Raw genomic sequence first — 26,803 nt, forward strand, 5'->3', positions numbered from 1 at the left:
TAATCAAGCCCATGAAAAAACAATACTTTGGTACCGATGGCATCCGCGGTGAAGTGGGGCAATTTCCGATTGTTCCGGAGTTTATTACCCGTCTTGGCTATGCGGCCGGCAAAGTACTGAGTAACCAAGCAAAGCCTGGAGAGCGCTGCAAGATTTTGATTGGTAAAGATACGCGTGTTTCAGGTTACCTACTAGAAGCTGCTTTAGAGGCAGGCTTTGCTGCCGCAGGTGTCGATGTGATGTTGTGCGGCCCAATGCCAACTCCTGGGGTTGCTTACCTTACTAAAGCATTGCGCTTATCTGCAGGTGTAGTCATCTCCGCTTCACACAATGCTTATCAAGATAACGGTATTAAATTCTTTTCCGCAGAAGGCGGTAAGTTAAGCGATGAGTTTGAGCTGGCTATTGAAGCCGAGCTCGCTAAACCGATGGGTTGTGTTAGCTCAAAAGAATTAGGTAAAGCATTTCGTATTGATGATGCTGCAGGTCGCTACATTGAATTCTGTAAATCTACTTTCCCCGGTGAGTTAAACCTCAAGGGCATGAAGTTGGTTGTAGATTGCGCTCATGGAGCTGCGTACCATACCGCGCCTCATGTTTTTCATGAGCTGGGCGCAGAGGTCATTTCGATTGGCGTGAGTCCGGATGGTCGCAATATTAACGATGGCTTTGGCGCCACAGCCCCTGCAGCATTAATTGCTAAGGTTAAAGAAGCTAATGCAGATCTCGGCATTGCTTTGGATGGTGATGCCGATCGCTTACAAATGGTCGATGCCTCTGGCCGATTATTTAATGGCGATGAGCTCCTATACGTTCTTGCCAAAGACCGGATTGATCGTGGCCATGCAATTGGAGGGGTGGTTGGCACCTTGATGACGAACCTTGCCGTGGAAAATGCGATTAAGGGTTTAGGAATTGGATTTGAGCGCGCCAACGTAGGCGACCGTTATGTCTTGGAGTTACTCAAACAAAAAGGTTGGATTATTGGTGGTGAAGGCTCAGGTCATCTGCTTTGTTTGGATCAGCACTCAACCGGTGATGGCACTATTGCTGCACTGCAGGTACTGGCAGCGATGAGCCAGACCAAGAAGGGCTTAGCCCAACTCCTAGACTCCGTAACAATCTTTCCCCAGGCGCTCCTCAATATTAAATTCAAGCCGGGCTATGACTGGAAGGCTGACAACACCCTCAAATCTAAGATTAGCCAGGTGGAGAGCGATCTAAAAGGCACGGGTAGGGTGCTTATCCGCGCTTCGGGTACAGAACCCGTCCTGCGGGTCATGGTTGAGGCTCAGGATGGCAATGTAGCTATGAACTCAGCTAAGAGCATCGCCGATCTAATACCAAAATCATAAGTAATTGATTTAATTGAATTAATTTTAATTAAAACACTTGTCACAAAAGAGTCATACTGACATCGTATCGTCCTCATATCGCAATGTTGCGTAATTTATCTGAGGAACGATCCACATGAACTCATTTTTGAAAAAAGCGTTGGTTATTAGCGCAATTTCATTGGCCCCAGTTGCTTTTGCCGCGGATATGACTGGTGCTGGCGCAACATTCCCATACCCAATTTACGCTAAATGGGCCGAAGCCTATAAAGCAAAAACCGGCTCTAACCTGAACTACCAATCTATTGGTTCTTCCGGTGGTGTTAAGCAAATCAAAGCAAAAACTGTTGATTTCGGTGCAACTGACAATCCAGTGAAGTTTGAAGAATTAGAAAAAGATGGCATGGTTCAGTTCCCAGCCATCATTGGCGGAGTAGTGCCTGTAATTAACGTAGAAGGCGTAAAGCCATATGAGCTGAAGTTATCGCCGGATACCTTATCTGATATTTTTCAGGGCATCATTGTTAACTGGAATGACAAGCGTATTGTGTTGAATAACCCAGGTATGAAGATGCCTGACTTGCCAATTACTGTAGTTCATCGTGCTGATGGTTCAGGAACTACTGCGATTTTTACAAACTACTTGGCAAAAGTTAGTCAGAACTGGAAAGATGCTGTAGGTGAGGGTGCTGCTGTTAAATGGCCTGCTGTCTCATCCGTTGGCGGTAAGGGTAACGAAGGTGTTGCTGCAAACGTATCGCGTGTTAAAGGCGCTATTGGTTATGTTGAGTATGCCTACGCCAAGAAAAATAAAATGATTAGCGTTTCTATGAAGAACAAAGATGGCCAATTTGTTCAGCCTGATGACATCACCTTTGCTGCTGCAGCTGCTGGAACAGATTGGTCCAAGATTCCAGGTATGGGTACATTCATTACCAATGCTGCTGGTGCTAAATCATGGCCAATCACTGGTGCATCTTTCATCCTCTTGTACAAGAATCCAGAAAATAAATCCAACGCTGCTGAAGTAATTAAGTTCTTTGACTTTGCATTCAAAGATGGCAAGAAGATGGCTGAAGAGTTAGATTACGTGCCAATGCCTGACGTCACAACAGATTTCATCCGTAAGAATGTATTTGCAAAGGTTGTTACTAAGTAAGGTTCAATGATTAAGATTTCTTAATCATTATGCATAACAGCTCCACCAAAAGTGGAGCTGTTTCAATATTTAAATAAGCGTAATTTATGATTGAATCGACCCAGTCTCACTCAGCTCCGACGCCTCAGGCGCTTCGTATTGCTAAGTTACAGCGTATTCAAGACTTTCTGTTTCATGCAATTACCCAATTTTTTGCATTATCAGTTCTGATTGTTCTGATCGGCATCATCATTTCACTCATCATTAACGCTTGGCCAGCACTCGATAAATTTGGTATTGGATTCTTCTTTACCAAAGAGTGGGATATTGTTAATGGGGAGTTTGGTGGATTAATCGCAATCTATGGAACTATGATTACCTCTTTTATCGCCTTGCTGATTGCGGTACCTTTAAGTTTTGGTATTGCAGTATTTTTAACAGAGCTATGTCCAAGCTCCTTGCGTAGGCCATTAGGCACAGCAGTTGAATTACTAGCTGCAGTCCCTTCCATCATCTACGGTATGTTTGGCCTCTTCATCTTTGCTCCTTTGTTTGCTGATTACATCCAGCCTGCATTAGCCGCCACTCTGGGTCAAATTCCAGGCTTTGGAATTCTATTTTCTGGCGCATTTAATGGTATCGGCATTCTTTGTGCTGGACTCATTTTGGCGATGATGATCCTGCCTTTTATCGCCTCAGTAATGCGTGATGTATTTGAAATTGTTCCCCCAGTTTTAAAAGAGTCTGCCTACGGTATTGGCTGTACTACTTGGGAAGTGGTTAAAAATGTTGTATTGCCTTACACCAAAGCAGGTGTCATTGGAGGGATCATGCTGGGATTAGGTAGGGCACTCGGCGAAACGATGGCTGTGACCTTTGTGATTGGCAATGCCCATCGTTTATCTGCATCACTATTTGCCCCAGGAAATTCAATTGCATCAACGCTCGCAAACGAGTTTGGTGAAGCTGAATTAGGACCTCATTACTCCTCTTTGTTTGCCTTAGGTCTTGCGCTCTTTATGATTACCTTCATGGTCTTAGCGATCGCCAAATGGATGTTGGCAAGTATGGAGAAAAAACAGGGGCTGAAAACATGAGAGGTCTGTCAAATATCAATCCTGCAATCTTTGCTAAACGCAAGCGCGCTAATAAGATTGGCCTAGTCCTTTCTACTGCGGCTATGGTGCTTGGGATGGTTTTCCTTTTATGGATTTTGAGCATTCTTTTTATCAAAGGATTCTCTTCGATTAATTTAGGAGTGTTTCTCAATAGCACGCCTGCTCCCGGATCTGAAGGCGGTGGTTTAGCTAATGCGATTGTAGGTAGCCTCATGATTGTGGCTAGTTGCACCTTAATCAGTACGCCTATTGGCGTGTTGGCTGGGCTATATCTCTCTGAGTATGGCGATAGAAGTAAGGTGGCTTCGGTAACCCGCTTTGTTACTGACATCATGCTTTCAGCTCCTTCTATCGTGATTGGTTTATTTGTGTATGCCATCTTCGTAGCTCAAGTCCGTCACTTTTCGGGCTGGGCAGGTACGATTGCATTAGCCTTAATTGCTATTCCTGTAGTGGTGCGTACCACCGAGAATATGTTGCGTTTAGTGCCTGGTAGTTTGCGAGAGGCCGCTTATGCTTTAGGTACACCTAAGTGGAAAGTGGCATTTATGATTACTTTAAGAGCGGCGCAAAGTGGTGTAATAACCGGTATCTTGCTAGCCTTGGCTCGTGTCAGTGGTGAAACAGCACCCTTGCTATTTACCGCGCTTAATAATCAGTTCTTCTCTACCAATATGAATGCCCCCATGGCGAACTTGCCGGTGGTAATTTTCCAGTTTGCGATGAGTCCTTATGACAACTGGGTTGATCTTGCTTGGGGCGGCGCGCTGTTAATTACTTTTGCTGTGCTGGGCTTAAATATATTAGCTCGAGTGGTATTTCGCCAGAAGGTTCAAGGATGATGAGTAATATGAAAACAATGTTTGGCTTAAATCACGTCGATAGTCAAGGGGCAGGGATGAACGAAACAACAAATCAAAACCCACAAGCTATGGCTAAGAATGCGCTTGAAGTGCGCAATCTTAACTTCTTCTACGGATCTTTCCAGGGCTTGAAGGATATTAATCTTGATATTGAGGAAGGTAAAGTGACCGCCTTCATCGGCCCCTCAGGTTGCGGCAAATCCACTTTGCTCCGAACTTTAAACCGCATGTATGACCTTTACCCTGGTCAACGCGCTGAAGGTGAGATTAACTTCTATGGCCAAAATATCTTAGAGCCTGGACAGGACCTTAATTTATTGCGCTCACGAATTGGTATGGTGTTTCAGAAGCCAACGCCATTCCCCATGTCTATCTACGAAAATATTGCTTTTGGTGTGCGTCTTTATGAAAAGCTTTCTCGCTCTGAGATGGATGAGCGAGTTGAGTGGGCCTTGAATAAGGCCGCTTTGTGGAATGAAGCTAAAGATAAATTAAATCAAAGCGGCTTGTCCTTATCTGGTGGTCAGCAACAACGTTTGTGCATTGCTCGCGGGGTAGCAGTTAAGCCGTCTGTGATTTTGCTGGATGAACCAACTTCTGCTTTGGATCCGATTTCTACAGGTAAGATTGAAGAGCTCATTAATGAACTTAAGCATGAGTACACGATTGCTATCGTCACTCACAATATGCAGCAGGCTGCCCGTGTGTCAGATTACACTGCCTATATGTACCTAGGAAGCCTCATTGAATATGGCAAAACAGATGAAATCTTCATCAAGCCTAAGCGTAAAGAAACAGAAGATTACATTACCGGCCGTTTTGGTTAATTGGAGAAATATATGCCAGATAGACACCTTTCATCACAATTTGACGCAGATTTAAATTCACTTTCTAGCCGTTTGCTAGAGATGGGTGGTCTTGTTGAATCCCAAATCTCCACAGCGATGCGTGCTTTCACGCAAATGGATATTGATACTTGTAATGTTGTCATCCAGAACGAAAAGCTCGTAAATGATCTCGAGATCCAGATTGACTTAGCTTGTACTGAACTCATTGCCCGTCGTCAGCCTACGGCACGAGATCTCCGTCTCGTTATGGCTGTTTCAAAAGCGATTACCAATTTAGAGCGTGCCGGTGATGAAGCTGAACGCGTTGCCAAGAGAACCAAGCGCTTAATTGAAGCTGGAGCTACTCACAATATTAATGTTGCTGAAATTCGTTTATCCGGACAGATGGCAATTTCTCTTTTGCGTCGTAGCTTAGATGCTTTCGCAAGATTAGATACCGTTGCGGCTGCAGAAGTAGTGCAGGAAGATCGTCAGATTGATGAAGAGTTCAGAGGATTTGTTCGTAAGCTGATTTCATACATGATGGAAGACCCGCATACGATTTCAACAGGTTTGGACATGCTGACTATTGCTAAGGCAATTGAACGTATTGGTGATCACGCAAAGAATATTGCCGAATTCGTTATTTATATTGCCAAAGGCTCTGATGTGCGTCACATCCCACATGAGGATTTGGTCCGCGAGGCTAATAAACCGTAACCAATCAAAGCGGAATCCCAGATGACTCACCGAATATTAGTTGTTGAGGATGAGCCTTCGATTGCTGAGCTCATTGCAATCAACCTTACTCATGCAGGCTATGAGGTTGAAAGGGCGCTCCAGACTGATCTTGCTATGAATATGATGCGAGATCAGTTACCTTCTCTTTTAATCTTGGACTGGATGCTCCCTGGTAAATCAGGCGTTCAATTTGCTAAAGAGTTGAGATCCAATGAGCGCACCCGCTCTTTGCCCATTCTGATGCTGACTGCTAAGAGTGACGAGTCAGATAAGGTTCTTGGCTTAGATTCTGGCGCAGATGATTATGTAACTAAACCTTTCTCTCCCAAAGAGTTGGTTGCACGTGTCAAGGCGCTTTTGCGCCGCCAAACCCCAATAGAAGACTCTGGCCCTTTGGCGGTGGGCCCATTAAGAATGGATCCACTCTCTCATCGTGTGACCGCTGTTTGGCCTAATATGGATCCTCAATCCATTCCCCTGGGGCCTACCGAATATCGCCTTTTGCAGTTTTTGATGGCTAATCCTGAAAGGGTGCATTCTCGGACAAATTTGCTTGATAAGGTCTGGGGAAATGAGGTTTATATCGAGGAGCGGACAGTAGACGTTCATATTAAAAGGTTAAGGGCGGCTTTAGCGCCTGCGGACTGTGATCGCTATATAGAGACGGTTCGTGGAAGCGGTTATCGAATTACCAAGATGCCAACCCAGACCTAACTAGAAGCAAGCTCTAAACTAGAGTTTTGGATCCAATGGAGCAGATGCTCTAAGATTGTCGAATGTTATCCGTTATTACTCGCTTTACTATGCTTGTTTGCTTGGCTTTTCTCGCCGCATACATAGCATCCTCAAACTTGGACCCCTTTTGGGGGGTTGCGGCGGCAATATCCGTGCTTGCAGTGCCTTTGATTTATTCCTATATCAATTTAGCTCGTTTAAGAAAATTTACCTTATCAGATTCGGTCGAATCTATGCCTTTACCAAGCGGCTACTGGGAGGAAATCTTTTTTCGCCTTCAGCGTTTAGTCCGCAATCTTAAACAACAGATACTATCTATCGAAAAACAGCACAATCGTTTTATTGAGGCTTTTCAGGCTTCTCCTAATGGCATTGTGATGCTAGATAGCGAAGATCATATTGAGTGGTGTAATGCGATTGCTGAGCGCTTCTTTGGTTTGAACTTTAAGCGTGATGCACTACAAAGAATCAATTTTCTCATCCGCAGACCTGAATTTATCCAGTATCTTAATAAGAGAGCGTTTGAGGATCCATTGCTATTGGATCGCATGGGGCCAAGTTCAAACCTCAGTTTGCTATTACAAGTTTTTCCCTTCGGCGAGCAGCGCCATCTCTTGCTTGTGCAGGATGTAACCGATCTGCAGAGGGCTGATGCAATGCGACGTGATTTTGTAGCAAACGTTTCGCATGAAATGAGAACGCCAATTACTGTATTGATGGGTTTTTTAGAGACTATGCAGTCGCTTGATCTCGAGAGATCCCAGCAAAGTCAATATTTTGAAATGATGATGTCTCAGGCTCAGCGAATGAAGAGTTTGGTGGAAGACTTGTTGACCTTAGCTAATTTAGAGGCAAATACTTTGCCCGCCCCAATACAAGAAATGAGTATCGCTACTCTGATGGCACTGTTAAAGAATGATGCAGAGGCGCTTTCTCAAGGCCATCATACCCTTAGCTTTGAGATCTCGAATGCAAATAATTTGATGGGAGAGGAGCGGGAGATTCTTTCTGCCTTTGGCAATTTAGTCTCCAATGCTATTCGATACACACCAGATGCTGCTTCAATTAAGGTGCGATGGAGTATCAATGAGCGCGGGGAAGGTGAGTTTTCAGTTATTGATACGGGGCCAGGTATTGCATCTGAGCATCTCTCTAGGCTAACTGAGCGCTTTTATCGCGTGGATAGAAGTCGATCTAGGGATACTGGAGGCACTGGCTTGGGATTGGCGATTGTGAAACATATTGCCAATCGCCATCAAGCTCAACTCATCATTAATAGTACGCCCGGACAGGGCAGCACCTTTACCCTTCGATTTCCTAAGGAGCGTATTTCAGTTTAAGAGCACTTCTATTGCTTAGCCCTTTTTGTCTTTCTTATCCTTTTTGTCTTTCTTATCCTTCTTTTTCTTTGACTCTTTAGGTAACTTATCTAACTTACCATTGGCATACAGGCACCACACCTTGATTTCTTCAAGTAGCTCGTTCAGGTCATCATAGGATAGGTTCTTAAAGTCTTGTAGACCAATAGCACCAGACTCTTGTAGCTGTTTTACAGCATCTTCATATTTATATTCGCTCATGGGTATCCGGGTAAAAGTAATCAGAACCGACACACTCTAGCAAAGTAATATGACAAAACTATTTTTTCCTATCGGGTAGGGCTTGGCGCTTGATATTTTGACTGTCTTCATTTTGTAATAGTTGCAGTTCATGATCAACCCCGTGAGTTCACTACATACCACCATTACCTGCCCTAACTGCCTCGGACAAGAAGCTCTAGAGATCCCGCAAGGTTATTCTCAACATCTATATCGCTGCCCAAGTTGCAGCACTATTTTGAAGCCGAGATCAGGAGATTGCTGTATTTTTTGCAGCTTTGGAAGCCAAGATTGCTCTAGTGCAGAGCAAAACTTAGCCGCCTAAGCTACTTCCCAGTAGACTAGGGTCTCGTTTCACGAATATGTCATCAGAGTTTCATAAAATAGACATATTCAAGTAAACCTGCTTCTATTGGAAATGCTGTGGCCTTACAACAAAATAAATCCCTAATGAATGCTACTGATCTCGTCGCTGCAGTCGACCTTGGGTCTAATAGCTTTCGTATGTTAGTGGCCCAAGTCGTCAAGACGCCCTCGGGCACTCAGCTGCGTCCGATTGATACGCTGCGTGAGTCTGTCCGTTTGGCTGCTGGATTAACTGATAACAAATTATTGGGCAATGATGCTTATCAGCGGGGTATTACAGCAATTCGGCGCTTTGGTGAGCGCATTCGGGGGTTTGATCCTGCCAATGTGCGTGCTGTTGCCACTAACACCTTGCGAGTAGCTAAAAATGCACCTCACTTTATCCAAGAAGCTGAGGAGGCCTTAGGTTTTCCTATTGAAGTTATTGCAGGCGTAGAAGAAGCTCGCTTAATCTATATTGGTGCCGCTCATGAAGTACCAGCAGTACAGGGCAATCGCTTGGTGGTCGATATTGGTGGAGGCTCTACCGAGCTGATTATTGGCAAAGGTTATGAGCCCAAGTTGATGGAAAGCTTATATATCGGCTGCGTTTCTCATAGCCTGACATTCTTCCCTAAGGGCAATATAGATTCTCATGCTTTTAAAGAGGCAGAGCTAGCGGCAAGAAGAGAAATTCAGGTGATTTCCGAGGCCTATCTCAAGTCTGGCTGGAAGCAAGTTATCGGCTCTTCAGGAACCGCACGTGCTTTAGCCGAACTGATTGCGGAAAATAACTTCAATGGCCAGATTGATGGCTCCGATGGTTTGATTACCCACGATGGCTTAAGAGCCATGAAAAAGCATCTGCTCAAATATGAGCACATCAATCAGGTTGAGCTCCAGGGCCTTAAAGATGATCGGCGCTCAGTTTGGCCTGGTGGCCTTGCCATCATGATTGCTGTATTTGATGAACTCGGTATTGAGTCCATGGAGGTTACAGATGCCGCTTTGAGAATCGGCGTTCTGTACGATTTGTTAGGACGCTCGCAGCATGAGGATATGCGCTTTGTGACAGTTGAGCAATTCATGCAGCGCTACGCCGTAGATCGTGAGCAGGCTAAGCGCGTTAGCAATCTAGCCGCTGAGTTTTTGGCGCAATTACCCAAGCCAGATGAAGAGAGCCGAGCGGATAACATCGCCTTATTACAATGGGCCGCCAATCTTCATGAAATCGGCTTATCGATATCGCATAACGGATATCACAAACATTCTGCATACATTGCTGGTAATGCGGATATGCCAGGTTTCTCAAAAAACGATCAAGCTAGATTAGCTGCCCTACTCATTGGCCACGCGGGCAAGTTAGGGAAGTTAGCAAATAATCCCTCTTTCTCTGATTGGCATATGTTGTTTTGCATGCGGCTTGCGCAGGTACTTTGCCGTGGGCGCAGTGATGTCAATTTATCCAAGGTGAAAGTCTCGGAGCACAACGGAGACTATCTGGTTACCCTCTCAAAAGACTGGGCTAAAGAACATCCATTAACAGAGTTTAGCCTTCAAAAAGAAGCGGCCGAATGGGAGCGTATCGGCCGACCTTATAGCATTAGCTTGAAGTAATTTTTACAGCCCTAAAAAGTGCTTTGCGTAGCGAGGATTGATTTCCGATAGACGCAACATGGTCAATACATCTGCTGTATTGAAGTCTGGATCCCAAGCGGGTGCGCTACAAATCTTAGCGCCCAACTTCAAATAACCTTTGATCAAGGGTGGAGGCTCTACGTCTAAGCCGCCATTGAGTCGCTCCAGTGGCAAGGGTAGGCGAGGGAAAGCATGATTTTCAACTGGGGCCATCTGATCATTGCTTAGTGAGTTGTATAGACTGGCTGCAAAATGACCACCATCACCCATAGGGATACTGGCACAACCGAGCATGATTTCATAATCATGTTTTTGCATGTATTGCGCTAAGCCGCTCCACAATGCCATGATGACTGCGCCTGAACGAAAGTCTTCATGCACGCAAGATCTACCGAGCTCAACTAATTTAGGGCGCAAGTGATCCAAGCGGCTTAAATCAAACTCTGAGTCAGAGTAGAGACGTCCAATCTCTAGTGCTTTGTGCGGAGGGAGTACGCGATAGGTGCCGACTACCTTTAATGATTCTTGATCACGTATCAGCAAATGATCGCAATAGGAATCAAATTCGTCAATATCGAGGTTTTCTGGATTGCTTGGAAGCTTTGCCCCCATCTCTTCTGCAAACACCTTGTAGCGCAGGCGCTGTGCCTCTTTAATTTCACTGGCGTTACTAGCCCAAGTAATTTGAAATGCAGGGCGCTTTGGCTTGGCGATCGCTTTCTCGGCAACTGGCTCTATAGTCCTCAGCTCAGCTCTGGCTTTAGTGGCAAATTTCTTACCAAATAACTTCTTCGCCATTTTTTTAGAAAAGAGTTTTTTAATCGCTTCAGTTTTGCTCTTTTTAATCTTCTTTGGCTTTACTTCAAAGCGAGAATTAAAGAGATCAAAGGCAGCAAGAGGATTTGGAATGTCAGACATAGTTTTCCTTAAGTATTAATAATCAATAGTAAAAAAGAGGTATTACTATTTGATGACAAGGGGTAAGCAAATCGTTGCCCACAATAAGGCGGAAATCAGTAGGGTGAGCATGACTGCAGCAGAACCAAAATCTTTTGCTCTTTTCGATAGATCATGATGATCAAATGAAATGCGATCGATAGCCGCCTCGACGCTAGAGTTCAGTAGTTCGACCACTAAAACCAGGATGAGCGATGCAATGAGGGCGCATTTCTCAAGAGGGCTAATTGGCAAGAAAAGGGCAACTGGGCTCAGCACCGCAAGCAGGAAAAGTTCTTGTCTAAAAGCACTTTCCTCTTGAAATGCGTAGACTATGCCGCACCACGAATTCTTGGCTGCATGCCATGCACGCGTGAGGCCACGGTTACCCTTATGCGGGTTTTGTTTAATGTTGTAAGGTGCTGACAAAATAAATTCTTAAGCGAGAGCGGTACTATGAACTGCTGTGGAGGGTACAGGTTTGAGATGCTTGGCAAACTGCTCAGATGCCGCTCTCCAAGAAAACTGCTCAGCATGGGCTCTAGCCAGTTCTCGAGGGATCTTCAGTGCTTGCATACAAGCTACTCGAAGATCTTCATGCATTGCGCCGGCAGCAGAGTTGCCTAAAACATCAATTGGACCTGTTACTGGATAGGCCGCGACTGGCGTGCCACAAGCCATGGCCTCTAAGATTACTAGCCCAAAAGTATCGGTTTTGCTTGGGAAGACAAAAACATCGGCAGCAGCATATACCTTGGCTAACTCTTGTTGCTGTAAAACGCCAAGATAGTTGATATTGGGATATTTTTCTTTAATGCCGGCCATGGCAGGACCATCACCAACCACCCATTTAGAGCCTGGAAGATCTATCTCTAAAAAGGCGTTGATATTTTTCTCTACTGCTACTCGACCTACGTATAAAAAGATCGGGTGAGCGCTATTGAGGGCTTTGGACTCTTGCATTTTGAAGATGTCTAAATCTACGCCCCGGGACCACAACACAACATTTTTAAGCCCAAACTTCTCAAGATCATCTTTTACAACAATGGTTGGTGCCATCACTGCCATTGAGGGACCATGAAACCAGCGAATAAAAGCATAGGTGATCGCCAAGGGAATTCCGGTACGGGCCTTAACGTATTCAGGAAAACGCGTGTGATAGGCCGTAGAGAATGGCAAATGATTCTTTACAGCATAAGAGCGTGCTGATAACCCCAAAGGACCCTCTGTAGCAATATGCATGGCATCGGGTGCAAATGCTTTAATGCGGCGAGCTACTTCTTTTCCCGGAAATAAGGACAGGGCAATATCAGGATAGGTAGGGCAGGGGATAGATTTAAAACCAGTCGGGGTAATCATTTCGACTTCATGACCCATGCCAATGAGTTCAGCCCTTGTTTGTTTGAGCGTTCTTACAACACCATTGACTTGTGGATCCCATGCATCAGTAATGATCATTATTTTCATACAGTAGCCTCTTTAATCAGTGTTGCAAGCTCGGGTTGGAGAGTAATTTCAGGTGCTTCTACGGGGTCACCATGAATATGTGTCCAGTAGATAATTTTCAGTTCACCGGTCGTGGTCTCTACTAGTGCTGATAGACTTTCGACCCAATCACCATCGTTGCAATACAACAGACCATCGATTTCACGAATTTCTGCCTTATGGATATGGCCGCATACGACGCCATCACAATTTCTTAGGCGGGCTTCTCTGGCCATGATGTGCTCAAAGTCAGCTATGTAGCTGACGGCATTTTTTACTTGATGCTTGAGATATTGGGAGAGGGACCAGTATTGCAATCCCATCTTGACGCGCAACATATTGAAGTAACGATTGATATACAAAATGAAGGAATACAGTGAGTCGCCGACATAGGCAAGCCATTTAGCGTATTGCATTACGCCATCAAATAAATCGCCATGGGTTACCCACAGCTTCCGTCCATCTAAGGTTGTATGTATGACCTCTTCTTGAACCTTGATATCACCAAAGGACATTCCAAAGTACTGCCGAGCTGCTTCGTCATGGTTACCAGGGATATAAATAACTTCAGAACCCTTACGGGCTTTGCGTAATAACTTTTGAACGACATCATTGTGGCTCTGTGGCCAGTAAAACGACTGCTTTAAACGCCAACCATCGATAATGTCGCCCACCAGGTAAATCTGATCAGCTTCATTATGTTTTAAGAAATCGAGGAGGTAGTTTGCCTGACACCCTGATGTTCCTAGGTGTATATCTGAAATCCAAATCGCTCTGTAATGCGTCATGAGTACGTATTAAGCCGATTCATTATGAAGACCTCATGACACTTTTGCGACAGTTTGATGACTTGATTTATATTACGGCTAGATATGAAGTATTCACAATCAAACCCCATCTCAATTCCCACCTCAGCCCCAAGCAGTTGGCTTCGCTATTGGATATGGATGCAAATCCTGACGCATGTGATTTGTGGAGTCTGCAAACTATTTCTCCTGTTTCCCTGGCTAAATCGAGATCAGAAAGATCGCCGCATACAACAATGGTCTAAGAAATTATTAAAAATTTTTCATATTCAGTTGCGTGTGATTGGCGCTGAGAAATTGCTCTCTAAGCCTCATTTGTTGGCATCAAATCATGTCTCTTGGTTAGACATTCATGTGATTAATGCATTTAAACCCGTCCGTTTTGTCGCTAAATCGGAAGTGCGGGGGTGGCCTGTATTTGGATGGATGGCAGAGCAGTTGGGTACCGTCTTTATCCGAAGAAATAGCGCCCGTCATGCGAGACAAGTGGTAGACCAGATGGCTCAGGTTCTGAAAATAGAGTCAGTCTGCATTTTCCCTGAAGGTACCTCTACCTCCGGAGAGTCAGTATTGCCGTTTAAACCCAATTTATTTGAATCTGCCATCCTGGCTCATGCACCAGTCTTTCCGATAGCAATTGCTTACCGGTCAAGGTTAACGGGTCTGAGGAGTGACGCTCCTGCCTTTATTGGGGAAATAGGGTTACTGGAATCGATGTCCAATGTCATTAACAACCGAGATATAGAGGTGTATTTAAGCCTTATAGAGCCCTATTTAACTGACAAAGCTGAAAATTCTGATCGAAAAGAACTTGCTCTCTATTGCCAGGAGGCTATTACTAAAGCCTTATAAACGGTATATGTAATAAAAGTGTCATATCCTAGAGGTACAAAGAACTATTGCTATCGGAAAGAGATATGACGTCAAAGCATAAAGAAATAGACGAGTGGTACAAGCGCGCTCGGGAAGATATTCTCGATAGCATGGATGAAGAGCTCGAAATGGAGCTCGACGATGATCGTTTATCACCTGATGGCGGAAGCGCCTCTGTCATACCTCGAAATGTCTACTTTAAAGAATTGTTTCGCCTGCAAGGTGAATTGGTCAAACTCCAAGATTGGGTAGTTGAAAATAAACTCAAGGTAGCTGTTTTATTTGAAGGTCGCGATTCTGCCGGTAAGGGTGGTGCGATCAAACGAATTACTCAACGTCTTAATCCTCGCGTTTGTAGAGTCGTCGCATTGAATGCACCGAGCGAGCGTGAAAAAACCCAGTGGTACTTTCAGCGCTATGTATCAAACTTGCCTGCTGGTGGCGAGATCGTATTGTTTGATCGTAGCTGGTACAACCGTGCTGGTGTTGAAAAGGTTATGGGATTTTGTAACGATGCCGAGTATGAAGAGTTCTTGCGTACAGTTCCTGAGTTTGAGCGCATGATTATTCGTTCTGGAATCATTCTGATTAAATACTGGTTCTCTATCTCAGACGATGAGCAATATAGCCGCTTCATGGTGCGTATTCATGACCCATTAAAGCAATGGAAACTGAGCCCAATGGACTTGGATGCTCGCCGTCATTGGGAAGCCTATACCAAGGCAAAAGAGACCATGCTTGAGCGCACCAATATTCCTGAGGCACCGTGGTGGGTTGTCGCTGCAAACGATAAGAAAAAAGCCCGCCTCAATTGTATTTCGCACCTACTGACTCAAATTCCCTATCAGGAAATTGAGCATCCGGAGATTACCTTGCCTGAGCGAGTGCATAACCCGGATTATCTTCGTGGGCCTGTACCAAAAAATATGTATGTTCCCGAGATCTATTGATTTTCTCAATATAGGACTCGAGGTGTTAATCTCTTAATATTGATTAAGGGGTCGGTACTTGAAAGCAAAGCACAGCATTACCAATAGAGAATTTAAGCTCCTGATTAAGCCTCAGGGCTTGGATAGGCGTAGCCGAATCACTGCCTTAAGCGATCAAATTCTGGGTTTTTGCAAAAACAATAAGGTGGAATTTTTTCACCTTGATAACGCTACAACTGGCTTACGGAATATTTATTTCTACGATACGCCAGGCGAAGATTTCAGACTTAACAATATTATTTTGCGCGTACGTGAGTCCCGACAAAACATCTGGGTTGATGACTGGTGCGAGGTTACTCTGAAGTGCCGTACTGATGATTTGGTTAAATCTCATCAATTCGACCCTACGCCTAAAAAATCGATAAAGTCCCGCTTACGACTAAAGGAAGAAATTCTACGCGGCGATGCAATCGGAACGGCCAGAAGTATTTATTCTAATAATGCAATTTTAGATGCGGTACCAATCGATAGCTTATTTGAAAAGTCACTAGCTAGTGTTGCCAAGTTCTTCCCCGGCTTAATTACTTTGCCAATTGATAAAAAATTACCCATCCGAATTGTTGGCGGTCGTACCAATAAGATTCTTGAGGCATGTTTGCCGATTGGCAACTTAGTATTTGGTGATGGCGTGCAAGCGCATTGTGAGATTGCCATCTGGATGAAGAGTGTAGGCGATCCAATTGTTGGTGAGCTAGCTTTTTCTTACCGGTTAAATGATGCCAACCGTGGTCAAGCTAAAGCGCACAAGCGCGCTGATAAGTTCTTTAAGAAACTGCAAATTGAACTAGAAAGTTGGTTAGAAATTGGCAGTACCAAAACAGCCTTGGTATACGGAAAACCTGAGTGAACTCTCGGATTCAAGATAATGCGCAGTTGACTCAGCTGTCGAAGTCTCCTAGCTTGCGTGATTTATTTACTCAGTTTTTAATTATTGGTGCGGTCAGCTTTGGCGGGGGCATCATCGCCTACGAACGCATTCTCTTGGTCGAAAAGCGTCAGTGGCTCAGCACTGATGAGTTTATGGCGTACTTAGCCATTAGTCAGACAATGCCGGGCTTAAATTCTGTGAACTTGGCGGTACTTACGGGTGATCATCTGCGCGGTGCTCTGGGTGCCTTCATCGCTACCTTGGGCTTAATATTGCCAGGCTCATTGCTTGTGCTTGGGTTTGGCATGATTTACGCCAGCGCAGCAGATCATCCTTCGATCAATCTCATCTTGGCCGGTATTGCAGCAGCCGCTACCGGCTTGCTAGCGGCAATTACATACAAAATCGGAGATGCTCACTGGCGTCACGTGAAGTCCTTGGCCATTATTGTTTTCACATTTATATTGATGAGCATTTTCAAGCTTTCACTGCCATACGTGATCCTGATTATGGCGCCGATATCGATCTATCTGTATAGACCAGGTCAACCCCAATGAGTCTATTGATTCACTTGGCTTGGACCTTTGCCTTACTGTCTGTTCTGGCGGTTGGTGGTGGCACTGCAGTGTTACCGGAGATGCAAACCATACTCGCACATCAGTTCGGCATAGACCATACCCAATTTGTCCATATTTACAGTATTGGCCAGTTAGCGCCTGGTCCTAATATGTTGATGGTCTTAGTTATTGGCTATCAAATTGCTGGGCTTATCGGTGCAGGCGTGGTCTTGCTGTCCTTCTTTTTACCTTCAAGCCTAATGTGCTTTTATATGGGAAGGCTCTGGAATCGTTTTGGAGAAAGTCCTTGGCGACGATCTATTCAAAATGCGCTTGAGCCCATTTCGATTGGCCTCATGTCATCCGGTGTTTATGCTGTTGCCAAGGCATCTGTGGTGAGTGGTATTACCTTGGCGCTTGCCCTAATCACTCTGTATCTGATACTCAGAACCAAGATTAACCCAGTCTTGGTTATTCTTGGCTCAGGGGGATTTGGTGCTTTACTAATGGCCTATTTAAAATAGGTAAAAGTTTAGAAGGTTCCTCTTAAGCCTAACATCAGACTTCTACCTGGTTGTGGGGCATACAGTCTCACAGCCATTGGAGTAGTGGCATACCGAATTTGCTCATTGAGTAAGTTCTTCAGATTCATATACACAGTCCAGTTCACATCCTTTACTTTTTCTGTATAAGAGATGCCAGCATTTAATAAGTTGTAACTTGGAGCAGGGCCTTGATCCCAGTTTGCTAGCCGATTCTGCTGGTAGCTATAGATATAAGTTGCATTCGTCAGCCAACCATTTTTTTGGTGCGCTAATTCTGCTCCTAAGCGAGGCGCAGGCTGCAGGGGCAGATTGCCTCCCGCATCAAAAGTTCCCTGTGAAGCATCGCCAAACACTCGACTACCTAAGCCGGGTTGATTCCAGTTGTAAGTAAGCTCACCCTCAATTCCCTTGATGGTCGCTGCAGCTTGCTGCGCAGTCACTACGTTAAAGCCATCACCTTGTTGCCCGCCATTGTTAATAGCGCTACCAGTGTAGTAACCATAAATATAGTTATTGAAACGGTTGGCATAAATGCTTGCCTTGCTTCTTAGTAATCCGCTGGTCTTCTGAATATTGAACTCCAAGTTATGTGAGGTCTCTTTGGTGAGGTTGGGGTTACCAATGTCAAAGGTGGCAGTGGATTCATGTGCACCATAAGAATAGAGTTCTTGAGCACTTGGCGCTCTTTGCGACACGGTATAAGCTACACCAGTTCCATACCCTTGCATGAAGTTCCATAAGCTACCTGCAGAGTAGGACATGAGATTGAATTTGCGATTCTGCAGAGTAATATTGGGAGTAGTTCCGGTGGGGGTAGCTGTAGGCTGAGTCTCTAAAGCTGTACCCAAATTCGGATTCTGGGCAACATTGTTATATCGAAGCCCCAGGCTTCCTTGTAGAGAGTTCCATTTGCCTTCCTCAATCCAAAATAAGGCATTGGAGTTAGTTTTTGTGGGAGGAACAATGGCGTAACTATTTGTACCTACTTCCGTGGCGTTGAGAGAGGCAGCAGAGATCTGCGCTCCGAAGGTACCTTTCCATCCGACTATAGGATTGTGGGCCAGTTCTAGGCGTGCCTCATTGGCAATATTCTTCCAAACCGAAGCAGCTGCACCCACGTTATTAAATTCAGTATGGTTATAGTTCGAATTAGCTGCACTCAATTTAAAAGAAGAAAACCCTGTAAATGGATCTCGAGTTTGATGCTGGATGTCATATCGATTCTGTGATTGGTTAATCGAGCCACCTTCAGGTGTCGGAATACCATAGTTATTATTTAAGCGCTCTACAGAAACTCCTGTATAGCCAGATTCACCTATATAAGAAACGCCAACGCCTAAATTGTTCTGGTTGCTAAAGCTATTTGGCAACTTGCCAGAGTAGTTATTGCCACCGTTTCCATCCGGTGGAACAGTCCACCCTCCCGCGGGCTCACCTTGCGATTGCGTTGAGTTCCCTGGTATGCGGTAATTATTGGCATTATTAATTGCGGTATCAACGTGCACGGCTATTGAGCCAAAAGCACCATCTACCTCTAAGGCTCCAGCTCTACCGTTGTTTACTGTCTCGTAGCTAGTGTTGACGGCACCGGTTGGCCTATCAGGAAGGTTAGTTAAGATGCGATCATTGATCACGTTGACCAGTCCACCGCTAGATCCCGATCCATACAGTAGGGCGGCTGCACCACGCAAGATTTCTACTTGATGTGCATTTTGCATATTGTTTCCAACGGCATGATCTTGCGAGATGTTAGATACATCGCCAACTGATAGACCATTTTGCAAAATTTGCACACGTGCACCTTCAAGACCTCGAATAACTGGTCGAGATGAGCCTGCGCCATATCCCGTCGCAGATACGCCAAGCTCATTGACTAGTGTCGCGCCTAAGGTTGTACCCAATTTATTGAGTAGCTCATCACCTTGTAAAACCTTCGTTGGCGTCAGAATGCTCTGAGTAGCCTCTTGTGATCCCGTTGCAGTGATTTCTAAGTCTGGGACAGTTAATTGGGCGATGGTGACTGAGCTCAATAATCCAGAGATCAGAATAAAAATGAGTTTTTGCTTGCTCAAAAAAAGATGGGGGTGCTGCATAGTGAAGCCTTCATTCTGAAAAATGCACCTAATAAGGGTGATGCATTGAATCAATCGGTAGCCCAAGCATTCGCTTGGCACGATGATGAATTACAGAATGAAGCTAGGCGGAGCTCTAGATTGATATAACCCAATTTGAATTCGGGCTAGTGAAGGGCTGTTTGATACTAAGTAAGCTTCCTGAGAGAGGTTGCTGGTTAGCAAGAGATTGGATGTTGAGGCAACGAATCCAGCAAGTGTCAGCGCATCAAGCAAATGACAGCTATCAAAGCTATGGCCAGGTGTAGTTGCTTGATCTGTGCAACTCAGTTCAATATTTTGATGGTGTATGCCGGAGTGAGCAATGCTGTGAGCAAAGCCAACCCAATGGGTGCCCAATAAGCTAGCAAGCAGAAAACTGAGGGCAAGGAAGCCCCTGAGTTGCTTTCTGAGTTTGCTTAAAAATGAGGCTTCCATGCCCCGAATCTTACAGTATTTGCCCCTGTAGGGCATCTCGGTGTAGAATATCGATTCCGTCGGAGTGTAGCGCAGCCTGGTAGCGCACCTGCTTTGGGAGCAGGGGGTCCAAGGTTCGAATCCTTGTACTCCGACCACTTTCCCTTATTGTTCTAGATATACCCAGCATATTCTGCCCATAGCTCAGCTGGATAGAGCAACGCCCTTCTAAGGCGTAGGTCGCACGTTCGAATCGTGCTGGGCAGGCCAAATTTCCTAGTAAAAACAATGACTTAGTTCAACCGCTGGGGTGCAAAAGTCCATTGCACAGTCATTGCACAGTTTGATTGGTAGGCTGTACAATAAAGACTAGTTAAATTGCTGTTAAAACTAATGTCTAAAAAAGCCCAAACAACCGTTGTGTTGCGCGAAAAAGAACTGTTCTTAGTTAGTAGAGCGGGCACTACCAGTTGGCAAATACATTACAAGGTTCAATCTCTAAATAAGTGGCTGCGTAAAAGCACAGGCACTACTGATTTAAAACAAGCTAAACAGATTGCTGAAGATTTTGCTGCGGATACAAGAGCAGCAGAGCGCAGAGGCTTTCCTGTAGTGAGCAAAAAGTTCAAAGCAGTCGCTGAAGTAGTCAGTGCAAAATTCAAAGAGCAAATCAAGCACGGCACCGGCAAGAAGAAGTTTGCCGACTATTACAGAGCAATTGATCAATACCTGATTCCATTTTTTGGTAATTTCAATGTAGATCGGATTACACCTGCAGTACTCAATGAATTTGATATTTGGCGCTATGAGCGCATTGGCCGTCGCCTAAAGCAAAGTACTCAAAATACCCACAACCTAGCTCTTAACACTGTTTTTGATCACGCCATTGAGAGTGGTTATATGACTGAGTTCTTGCGTCCCAAATACAAGAACACTGGTGAGGCAGGCGAGGCTAGAGGCTTTTTTACTCACGATGAATTAATCGCCCTGCAGCAGCACCTTCAAAAGTGGACAACTGAAGGGAGAAGCCAGGCTACTCGAGATCTACGTGAACTACTGTGTTTGTTTGTAGCATTTGTGGCTAGTACGGGCGTGCGTCCTGGTACAGAGACTAAAGAGCTACAGTGGCGCCATATTGAGTTTTTGGAAAAAGACCATTCCAGACTGATTCACATTCATTTGCCACAGGGCAAAACAGGTGCTCGCAAGATCATTGCTCGTCATGAGCTTTGGCCTGTTTTAGAAAAACTCAGAGAGCTTCAACCCGCATTTGCCAAGCTCACACTTGATCAGTTAATTGAATCGAAAAGCAGCGAGTATGTTTTCAGAATGCGCAGTGGCGAGCGCCCCTATAGCTTTGTTAACGTCTTTGGGGATGGCATTAGAGCTGCAGGCATGCTGACTAACGGTAAAGATACCCAAGAGCGCAGCTTATATAGCCTGCGTCACTACTACGCTACACAGCGCATCCTAGAGGGCTATACCTATGAGGAGTTGGAGGCGCAAATGGGAACCAGCGCTGAAATGCTGCAAAAGCATTACAACCATTTAAGTGTCTTGATGATTGCTGATAAGTTGGCGGGTAAGACGCCTAGTAGTAAAGAAGGGGGCACTCAAGATGCTGAGATATTAAAGTATATGAATCCAGCTAAGGCCAATATGATGGGCCTCATCGCTTTGACAACGGGTATCCATATTCCATTGCAAGAGCAAAATCCATCAGCCGCCAAAGAGCTTGCACAAGAGCTCTTAACCAATAGCAAGCGTAAAGTTTAAGCTTATGAATAAAAAGCATTCATCCCACACGACCATGCTGCCAGTCACTGCCTTTTTTGTTCGTAAAGCAGAAGCCGCTCTAGCTAAGGCCGCTAATCGAGTGGCTGATTTACATTTTTTTGAGCAGGTCTTGGCAAGACTAAAGTCTGGTGAAGATTTGAGTCCAGAGCTAGCAGCATTTAAAAAGGTAGATAAAAAAGCAGCTATTGAATCAACCAAGACATTGATAAAACGGTGCAAGGATGATTTAACCAAAGGCTATTGGGATATTAAGAGTAAAAAGATCACCCTCAAAGTCAAAGCAGAGTTTATTAAGGATGAATTAGTACCACGCTATACCGCGCAATATAGGGTAGCAATTAAGAGTGGGGAAGTAGTGATTCAAGTAGAGACTGCTGGAGTAACAGTTGAGGTTCACACAAATAGTAAAAAATGCAAAGCCTCTATAGTAGAGCGGGTTCAAGATCAGGTGATGAAAGAACTAGTTCTGGCAGGTATGCGATAGTTAAAGTGGTCTTAGGATTTAGCGCTCTCATAACCAGAGAACCTAGACTCGACCTAAAAGTCACAAAAAGAAGGCTTTTGAGACTAAAGGTGAGGTTTGGAGTTCTGAGCGTTACTTAAAGTAACGCTGGGCATGCTAAAAAGTGTGTAGGCAAACTCCACACACATTACACATTAATTTTCACGGCATTATAGGTCAGCCATCATCAACTCCCCGTAAATTAATCCATTTTGAGGTTTGACGCTCGCATTGTCTTAACGGTCGATTAAATGAGATGGGTATAAAGCCAAGCTCAGCAATTCATAGTGGTTAAGAGGATAATAAAAAAGTACATCAAAAATAAGGGGCAATAGGATGTTGGACACACTTATTATGAGCAGAATCCAGTTTGGTGCAAATATTTCCTTCCATATTTTGTTCCCGACTATTTCGATTGCCTTAGGCTGGTTCCTTTTCTACTTCAAGATTAAACACAACAGGACTAGGTTAGATTGCTGGAAAGAGGCATATCAGTTCTGGATCAAAGTCTTTGCCTTAACATTTGCTTTAGGTGTCGTGAGTGGTATCACGATGAGCTTTCAGTTTGGAACAAACTGGCCTGGGTACATGGAAACCGTTGGCAATATTGCCGGTCCATTATTGGCCTATGAAGTCCTAACAGCCTTTTTCCTTGAGGCAACTTTCTTAGGCGTCATGCTATTTGGTGCAAAGCGTGTTTCGCAAAGAGTGCATACATTAGCTACTTTTTTGGTGGCTTTTGGGACGAGCCTTTCAGCCTTTTGGATTATTGCTTTAAATTCATGGATGCAAACTCCGCAGGGTTTTACCATGATTGATGGCAGAGCGCATGCCGTTGATTGGATAGCCATCATCTTTAATCCATCGATGCCTTATCGCCTGGGGCACATGATGTTAGCTTCATTTTTAACAGTATCGTTTTTCTTAGCCGGTATTTCTGCTTACCGCTACCTTCGTAATAGCCGCTCGGAAGCAAATTTGATGGTGATGAAAATGGCGCTCACTGCTGCCATGGTTTTAACGCCTATTCAAATTATGCTTGGAGATCTACATGGTCTAAATACGCTTCATCATCAACCTGCAAAGCTAGCCGCTATGGAGGGAATTTGGAATGGCGGCACTGGTGTGCCTGCAGTAATCTTTGGGATACCCAATAAACAAACTCGTACTAACGACTATGAGATCAGCATTCCTAAGTTGGCGTCTTTTTACTTAACCCATAGTTGGGATGGTGAGGTCAAGGGATTAAATGATTTCGGAGATAAGATTCCGCCTGTTGCCCCTGTATTTTTTGCTTTTAGAGTGATGGTTGGCGTTGGTATCTTAATGCTCTTATTTTCATGGTTGGGACGTTGGCAGATGCGTCAAAATCGGCCTCTACCAAAGTTGTTGGCCAAAGGTTTAGTGCTGATGACCTTTTCAGGCTGGGTTGCCGTGTTGGCTGGTTGGTATGTAACCGAAATTGGGCGACAACCTTATTTGGTAACTGGAGTGCTGACCACTGCACAAGCTGCAACCACTTTGCCAACAAGCATGGTCTTTTCTACTCTTTTTGCATACTTAACTCTATATGTGGGTTTGCTAGCTGCTTACATTTGGGTGGTCTTCTATCTGGCTCGCCAGGCTGACGATAAAGAAAGTCCCAAAACTCAAGTTGAAAAGCAATCTGAAACTTCGTGGAGTCTTTTTAGGACTTAAGCTATGACCTCAATTGACTATACCCAAGCAACTGTCTGGCTCCCGCTATTTTTCTTTGTTGCCATGGGATTTGCCATGCTGTCTTACGTGGTTCTGGACGGTTACGACTTAGGAATTGGAATGCTGCTCAATCGTGCAACAGACCATGATAAAGACATGATGATTGCATCGATTGGCCCTTTTTGGGATGCCAATGAAACGTGGATTGTTTTAGGTGTTGGCCTATTACTCGTTGCGTTTCCACTGGCTCATGGGCCGATACTGACTGAGCTCTACTTACCTGTAGCAGCCATGTTGATGGGATTAATTTTGCGAGGTGTGTCATTTGACTTTAGAGTCAAGGTCAATATTGAGCAAAAGCCACTTTGGAACTTATTGTTTTACATCGGCAGTTTGATTGCTTCAGTCTCTCAGGGCATCATGATCGGCCGCCTGATCGTGGGGTTTGATTCGGGAATTTTGGGCTGGGTTTTTTCACTGCTAGTTGGGATATGTTTACCAGCCGGTTACGTGCTGCTTGGATCAACATGGCTGATCTTAAAAACAGAAGGACAGCTTCAGCAGCAATCATTTCGATGGGCTAAAACCAGTTTATGGCTCACCGGATTTGGTATTGCATTAGTCTCGGCTGCCACGCCATACTTTAGCCCTGAAATCATGAACAAATGGTTTGCTTGGCCACAAATTCTTTGGCTCTCACCGGTACCACTCGCAACCGCTATTTTGTTCCTGCTTACAAATCACTGCATCCAATCCTTAGAGCGGGGTGCTAGTAAGCGGGAGTGGTTACCATTTGCCTGTGTTGTTGCGATTTTTTGGCTGGCATTTTTTGGCATTGCTTATAGTATTTTTCCATATGTCATTATTGGAAAAATGACCCTCTGGCAAGCTGCTGCGGCTACCGAATCTCTATGGGTAATTTTTTGGGGTGCAATTATCGTGCTCCCAGCCATTTTGGGATATACGCTTTTTTCATATCGGATATTTAAGGGTAAAGCTAGTGCGCTCACTTATTATTAGGCTTGTTTCCCTCGCTTATTATTCACTTTGTATATGATCTCATGCGTATATACGCATATATTCATAAAACTGTATAAAGTAATTTGAAGATAACGTCATGATGAAGCCGGTAGACATCAAGATTGCGTGGCAAGGTCAGAGCGACTGTGGGTCATGCTCTATCAGAAACTCTGCTTTATTTGCAGAGTTAAACGAGGAAGACTTTTCGAAAATACATGCCCCAATTGACGATCTAAAGTATGAAGCTAATTCATTGATTTATTCCCAGAATGATTCAGCATCACATCTATACACTCTGCGGGAGGGTTATATAAAGTTGCTCCATCTCAATCCAGATGGTTCCACGAGGATTGTTCGCGTTGTGACTCCTGGTGATTTATTTGGTATGGAAGCTTTATTGGGTGATCTTTACTCTCACTCTGCGACAGCTCTAACCAATATTCGTCTTTGCAGAATTCCTAAAAATATTATTTCTACCCTTGGTGAGGAGTCCCCACGCCTTCATCGTCAAATCGTTAAAAAATGGGGTGAGGCTTTATCGCAATCGGAGTCATGGTTCTCTGAGATTAATACCGGTAGGATCGAAGTTAGGCTTGCACGGTTTTTTCTGAAGCTAGCAAAGCCATCTGGTCATTCCGCAGTTGCGCCATTGTTTAAGCGCGAAGACATGGGATTGATGATGGATGTAAAGTTTGAAACCATTAGCAGGGCCTTAGCATCTATGTCAGAGCAAGGGCTCATATCAAATGTGACTAGGCTTACAGTCCAAGTCCCCAATATTGATGCACTTCGTACTTTTTCAGAGCGCGGCCTTTAATTTTTGTGAAAAAGAAAGGCTGCCGAAGCAGCCTTGTAATGGCATTAATGCGAATGCAGAAATTAAGCCTTCTTGGCGTAAGCAGAGCACCAGCCTTTGCCAGCAACTTTCTTAGTTCCAAATAAAGAACAGCCTCCAGTTGCATCGCCAACTTTACCTTGGAACAATGCGCAGTTATCACACTCTTGACCAGCAGCATATTTTGCATACTTTGCCTTATCAACAGTTGTGGCAACCGCTTTGTAACCTAAAGCAGCGGCTTGTGGATCAGTTTCAGCAACCATGGCTTGGGCTTGAACTTTACCGTTCAAAGCCAGCGTACAGGCACCAGCAGCAGACAAAATCATAAATTGGCGACGACTATTTTTCATACGGACTCCAAGGTTAAACATAAGGAACTTCAAATACTTACTAAAAAGCATATTAAAGGCAGTAAAGTCACCCGCAATAGGGGTTTCTCAGTATGAAGTTTATTAATTCTTGCAGGTACATTAATGGGGTATGCATAAATGCGTATATATGCATTTAAATCATGTTCCTTATTTACAACTGAATGACTGCAGATTCTTGATGAATTCACTAACGTTGTAGTGAATACCCTAATAAAGTAAAAATCAGTCTAAGTGGAAACACCAATTTCGAGATTGCCTGATTAGTATGAGGTTATTAAGTATTACCCCTTAAAACAGCTTTATGTAAGACGGAGACAATCCCTATGCAAGTGAAGTATTTAAAACCAATAGTTGTGGTGAGTGTTTTGCTTGGCCTTGGTCAATGGAGTGCGCTAAGTTTCGCGCAAACTGCCGACCAACTCTATAAACGCGGTCTTGCTGCTACCTGCGCTAACTGTCATGGCACGGATGGTAAGGGGGTGGTTGATGGAGGCATGCCACTAATTAACAATCTCACTAGCGCGCAAATGCTGGAGAAATTAAAGGCATATAAGTCTGGAGCTTTAGAGGGCACTATCATGCCGCAACTTGCTAAAGGCTATACAGACGAACAACTCATCACCATTGCCAATCAGCTTGGCAAAAAACAATAA

29 protein-coding genes and 2 tRNA genes are annotated in these 26,803 nt (G+C 44.5%); 23 read left to right on the top strand and 8 right to left on the bottom strand.

Annotated elements, in window-relative coordinates:
* Positions 1-11: 11 nt before the first annotated feature.
* From glmM to phoR, 8 genes are all read left to right on the top strand, one after another.
* Entirely contained in the window at positions 12-1,355 is a 1,344-nt protein-coding gene (glmM, locus tag FD967_RS04185) for a phosphoglucosamine mutase (protein WP_215326878.1), read from the top strand.
* Between the two features lie 115 nt (positions 1,356-1,470).
* Entirely contained in the window at positions 1,471-2,493 is a 1,023-nt protein-coding gene (gene pstS / locus FD967_RS04190) for a phosphate ABC transporter substrate-binding protein PstS (RefSeq protein WP_215326879.1), read from the top strand.
* 86 nt (positions 2,494-2,579) lie between these two features.
* A complete protein-coding gene (gene pstC, locus FD967_RS04195) occupies positions 2,580-3,569 on the top strand; it encodes a phosphate ABC transporter permease subunit PstC (protein WP_215326880.1) in 990 nt (329 codons plus the stop codon).
* Positions 3,566-4,432, top strand: a complete 867-nt coding sequence (gene pstA / locus FD967_RS04200) for a phosphate ABC transporter permease PstA (RefSeq protein ID WP_215326881.1) — start codon at positions 3,566-3,568, stop codon at positions 4,430-4,432. The genes pstC and pstA overlap by 4 nt, the downstream gene beginning before the upstream one ends.
* A gap of 56 nt (positions 4,433-4,488) precedes the next feature.
* The gene (pstB, locus tag FD967_RS04205; protein ID WP_215326882.1) at positions 4,489-5,280 is read left to right on the top strand and encodes a phosphate ABC transporter ATP-binding protein PstB; all 792 of its coding nucleotides are present in this window, start codon (positions 4,489-4,491) and stop codon (positions 5,278-5,280) included.
* Between the two features lie 12 nt (positions 5,281-5,292).
* Positions 5,293-6,000 (top strand): phosphate signaling complex protein PhoU, encoded by a 708-nt coding sequence (phoU, locus tag FD967_RS04210; protein ID WP_215306659.1) that lies wholly within the window; start codon positions 5,293-5,295, stop codon positions 5,998-6,000.
* Between the two features lie 21 nt (positions 6,001-6,021).
* The gene (gene phoB / locus FD967_RS04215; protein ID WP_215326883.1) at positions 6,022-6,735 is read left to right on the top strand and encodes a phosphate regulon transcriptional regulator PhoB; all 714 of its coding nucleotides are present in this window, start codon (positions 6,022-6,024) and stop codon (positions 6,733-6,735) included.
* A 62-nt stretch (positions 6,736-6,797) separates the two neighbouring features.
* Positions 6,798-8,096: a phosphate regulon sensor histidine kinase PhoR gene (gene phoR / locus FD967_RS04220; protein ID WP_215326884.1), complete on the top strand. Its 1,299-nt coding sequence runs from the start codon at positions 6,798-6,800 to the stop codon at positions 8,094-8,096.
* A gap of 15 nt (positions 8,097-8,111) precedes the next feature.
* Here phoR and FD967_RS04225 read toward each other — a convergent pair whose 3' ends face one another.
* Entirely contained in the window at positions 8,112-8,336 is a 225-nt protein-coding gene (locus FD967_RS04225; RefSeq protein WP_215326885.1) for a hypothetical protein, read from the bottom strand.
* A gap of 130 nt (positions 8,337-8,466) precedes the next feature.
* Here FD967_RS04225 and FD967_RS10810 point away from each other — a divergent pair, with 130 nt between their 5' ends.
* Both FD967_RS10810 and ppx read left to right on the top strand, forming a co-directional pair.
* Entirely contained in the window at positions 8,467-8,679 is a 213-nt protein-coding gene (locus tag FD967_RS10810) for a GDCCVxC domain-containing (seleno)protein (protein ID WP_305848866.1), read from the top strand.
* Between the two features lie 125 nt (positions 8,680-8,804).
* The gene (gene ppx, locus FD967_RS04230) at positions 8,805-10,316 is read left to right on the top strand and encodes an exopolyphosphatase (protein WP_215327164.1); all 1,512 of its coding nucleotides are present in this window, start codon (positions 8,805-8,807) and stop codon (positions 10,314-10,316) included.
* A 3-nt stretch (positions 10,317-10,319) separates the two neighbouring features.
* On the opposite strand, the gene FD967_RS04235 is transcribed toward ppx, so the two are convergent.
* The 4 genes from FD967_RS04235 to FD967_RS04250 are packed head-to-tail and all read right to left on the bottom strand — an operon-like array spanning position 10,320 to position 13,546.
* On the bottom strand, positions 10,320-11,255 hold the full coding sequence (locus FD967_RS04235; RefSeq protein ID WP_371819313.1) for a GNAT family N-acetyltransferase: 936 nt from the start codon (positions 11,253-11,255) through the stop codon (positions 10,320-10,322).
* A 45-nt stretch (positions 11,256-11,300) separates the two neighbouring features.
* Positions 11,301-11,702 carry a diacylglycerol kinase gene (locus tag FD967_RS04240; RefSeq protein ID WP_215326886.1) on the bottom strand — a complete coding sequence of 134 codons (402 nt, stop codon included), beginning with the start codon at positions 11,700-11,702 and terminating at the stop codon, positions 11,301-11,303.
* A gap of 9 nt (positions 11,703-11,711) precedes the next feature.
* Positions 11,712-12,740, bottom strand: a complete 1,029-nt coding sequence (locus tag FD967_RS04245) for a glycosyltransferase family 1 protein (RefSeq protein ID WP_215326887.1) — start codon at positions 12,738-12,740, stop codon at positions 11,712-11,714.
* Positions 12,737-13,546: a UDP-2,3-diacylglucosamine diphosphatase gene (locus tag FD967_RS04250; protein WP_215326888.1), complete on the bottom strand. Its 810-nt coding sequence runs from the start codon at positions 13,544-13,546 to the stop codon at positions 12,737-12,739. Before FD967_RS04250 ends, FD967_RS04245 begins: the two co-directional genes overlap by 4 nt.
* Before the next feature lie 84 nt (positions 13,547-13,630).
* Between FD967_RS04250 and FD967_RS04255 the strand changes: the two genes are divergently transcribed.
* From FD967_RS04255 to FD967_RS04275, 5 genes are all read left to right on the top strand, one after another.
* The gene (locus FD967_RS04255; RefSeq protein WP_215326890.1) at positions 13,631-14,416 is read left to right on the top strand and encodes a 1-acyl-sn-glycerol-3-phosphate acyltransferase; all 786 of its coding nucleotides are present in this window, start codon (positions 13,631-13,633) and stop codon (positions 14,414-14,416) included.
* 65 nt (positions 14,417-14,481) lie between these two features.
* The gene (ppk2, locus tag FD967_RS04260; protein ID WP_215326891.1) at positions 14,482-15,387 is read left to right on the top strand and encodes a polyphosphate kinase 2; all 906 of its coding nucleotides are present in this window, start codon (positions 14,482-14,484) and stop codon (positions 15,385-15,387) included.
* 58 nt (positions 15,388-15,445) lie between these two features.
* The gene (locus FD967_RS04265; RefSeq protein WP_215326892.1) at positions 15,446-16,273 is read left to right on the top strand and encodes a hypothetical protein; all 828 of its coding nucleotides are present in this window, start codon (positions 15,446-15,448) and stop codon (positions 16,271-16,273) included.
* Complete coding sequence (locus FD967_RS04270) at positions 16,270-16,851, top strand: chromate transporter (protein WP_215326893.1); 582 nt, start codon at positions 16,270-16,272, stop codon at positions 16,849-16,851. Before FD967_RS04265 ends, FD967_RS04270 begins: the two co-directional genes overlap by 4 nt.
* Positions 16,848-17,375, top strand: coding sequence for a chromate transporter (locus FD967_RS04275; RefSeq protein ID WP_215326894.1), 528 nt, complete (start codon positions 16,848-16,850; stop codon positions 17,373-17,375). Before FD967_RS04270 ends, FD967_RS04275 begins: the two co-directional genes overlap by 4 nt.
* Before the next feature lie 8 nt (positions 17,376-17,383).
* On the opposite strand, the gene FD967_RS04280 is transcribed toward FD967_RS04275, so the two are convergent.
* Both FD967_RS04280 and FD967_RS04285 read right to left on the bottom strand, forming a co-directional pair.
* Entirely contained in the window at positions 17,384-19,489 is a 2,106-nt protein-coding gene (locus FD967_RS04280; protein ID WP_215326895.1) for a TonB-dependent receptor, read from the bottom strand.
* Positions 19,490-19,579: 90 nt separating this feature from the next.
* On the bottom strand, positions 19,580-19,945 hold the full coding sequence (locus FD967_RS04285) for a hypothetical protein (RefSeq protein ID WP_215326896.1): 366 nt from the start codon (positions 19,943-19,945) through the stop codon (positions 19,580-19,582).
* 60 nt (positions 19,946-20,005) lie between these two features.
* Between FD967_RS04285 and FD967_RS04290 the strand changes: the two genes are divergently transcribed.
* The 7 genes from FD967_RS04290 to FD967_RS04320 all read left to right on the top strand — a co-directional run bounded on the left by FD967_RS04290 (position 20,006) and on the right by FD967_RS04320 (position 25,758).
* Positions 20,006-20,082: transfer RNA gene (locus FD967_RS04290), tRNA-Pro, on the top strand.
* Positions 20,083-20,117: 35 nt separating this feature from the next.
* A tRNA-Arg gene (locus FD967_RS04295) sits at positions 20,118-20,194 on the top strand.
* Between the two features lie 123 nt (positions 20,195-20,317).
* Positions 20,318-21,700 carry a phage integrase SAM-like domain-containing protein gene (locus tag FD967_RS04300; protein WP_215326898.1) on the top strand — a complete coding sequence of 461 codons (1,383 nt, stop codon included), beginning with the start codon at positions 20,318-20,320 and terminating at the stop codon, positions 21,698-21,700.
* A gap of 4 nt (positions 21,701-21,704) precedes the next feature.
* A complete protein-coding gene (locus FD967_RS04305; protein ID WP_215326899.1) occupies positions 21,705-22,205 on the top strand; it encodes a hypothetical protein in 501 nt (166 codons plus the stop codon).
* 354 nt (positions 22,206-22,559) lie between these two features.
* Positions 22,560-23,921: a cytochrome ubiquinol oxidase subunit I gene (locus tag FD967_RS04310; RefSeq protein ID WP_215326900.1), complete on the top strand. Its 1,362-nt coding sequence runs from the start codon at positions 22,560-22,562 to the stop codon at positions 23,919-23,921.
* Positions 23,922-23,924: 3 nt separating this feature from the next.
* Positions 23,925-24,941, top strand: a complete 1,017-nt coding sequence (locus tag FD967_RS04315; RefSeq protein WP_215326901.1) for a cytochrome d ubiquinol oxidase subunit II — start codon at positions 23,925-23,927, stop codon at positions 24,939-24,941.
* A 97-nt stretch (positions 24,942-25,038) separates the two neighbouring features.
* The gene (locus FD967_RS04320) at positions 25,039-25,758 is read left to right on the top strand and encodes a Crp/Fnr family transcriptional regulator (protein ID WP_251369093.1); all 720 of its coding nucleotides are present in this window, start codon (positions 25,039-25,041) and stop codon (positions 25,756-25,758) included.
* A gap of 62 nt (positions 25,759-25,820) precedes the next feature.
* Here the strand turns inward: FD967_RS04320 and FD967_RS04325 are convergent, their stop codons facing one another.
* The gene (locus FD967_RS04325; RefSeq protein ID WP_215326902.1) at positions 25,821-26,129 is read right to left on the bottom strand and encodes a high-potential iron-sulfur protein; all 309 of its coding nucleotides are present in this window, start codon (positions 26,127-26,129) and stop codon (positions 25,821-25,823) included.
* A 344-nt stretch (positions 26,130-26,473) separates the two neighbouring features.
* On the opposite strand from FD967_RS04325, the gene FD967_RS04330 reads away from it, so the two are divergent.
* Complete coding sequence (locus tag FD967_RS04330) at positions 26,474-26,803, top strand: c-type cytochrome (protein ID WP_215326903.1); 330 nt, start codon at positions 26,474-26,476, stop codon at positions 26,801-26,803.

It is taken from the genome of Polynucleobacter sp. JS-Mosq-20-D10, from assembly GCF_018687755.1.
In the GTDB taxonomy this organism is placed as follows: Bacteria; Pseudomonadota; Gammaproteobacteria; order Burkholderiales; family Burkholderiaceae; genus Polynucleobacter.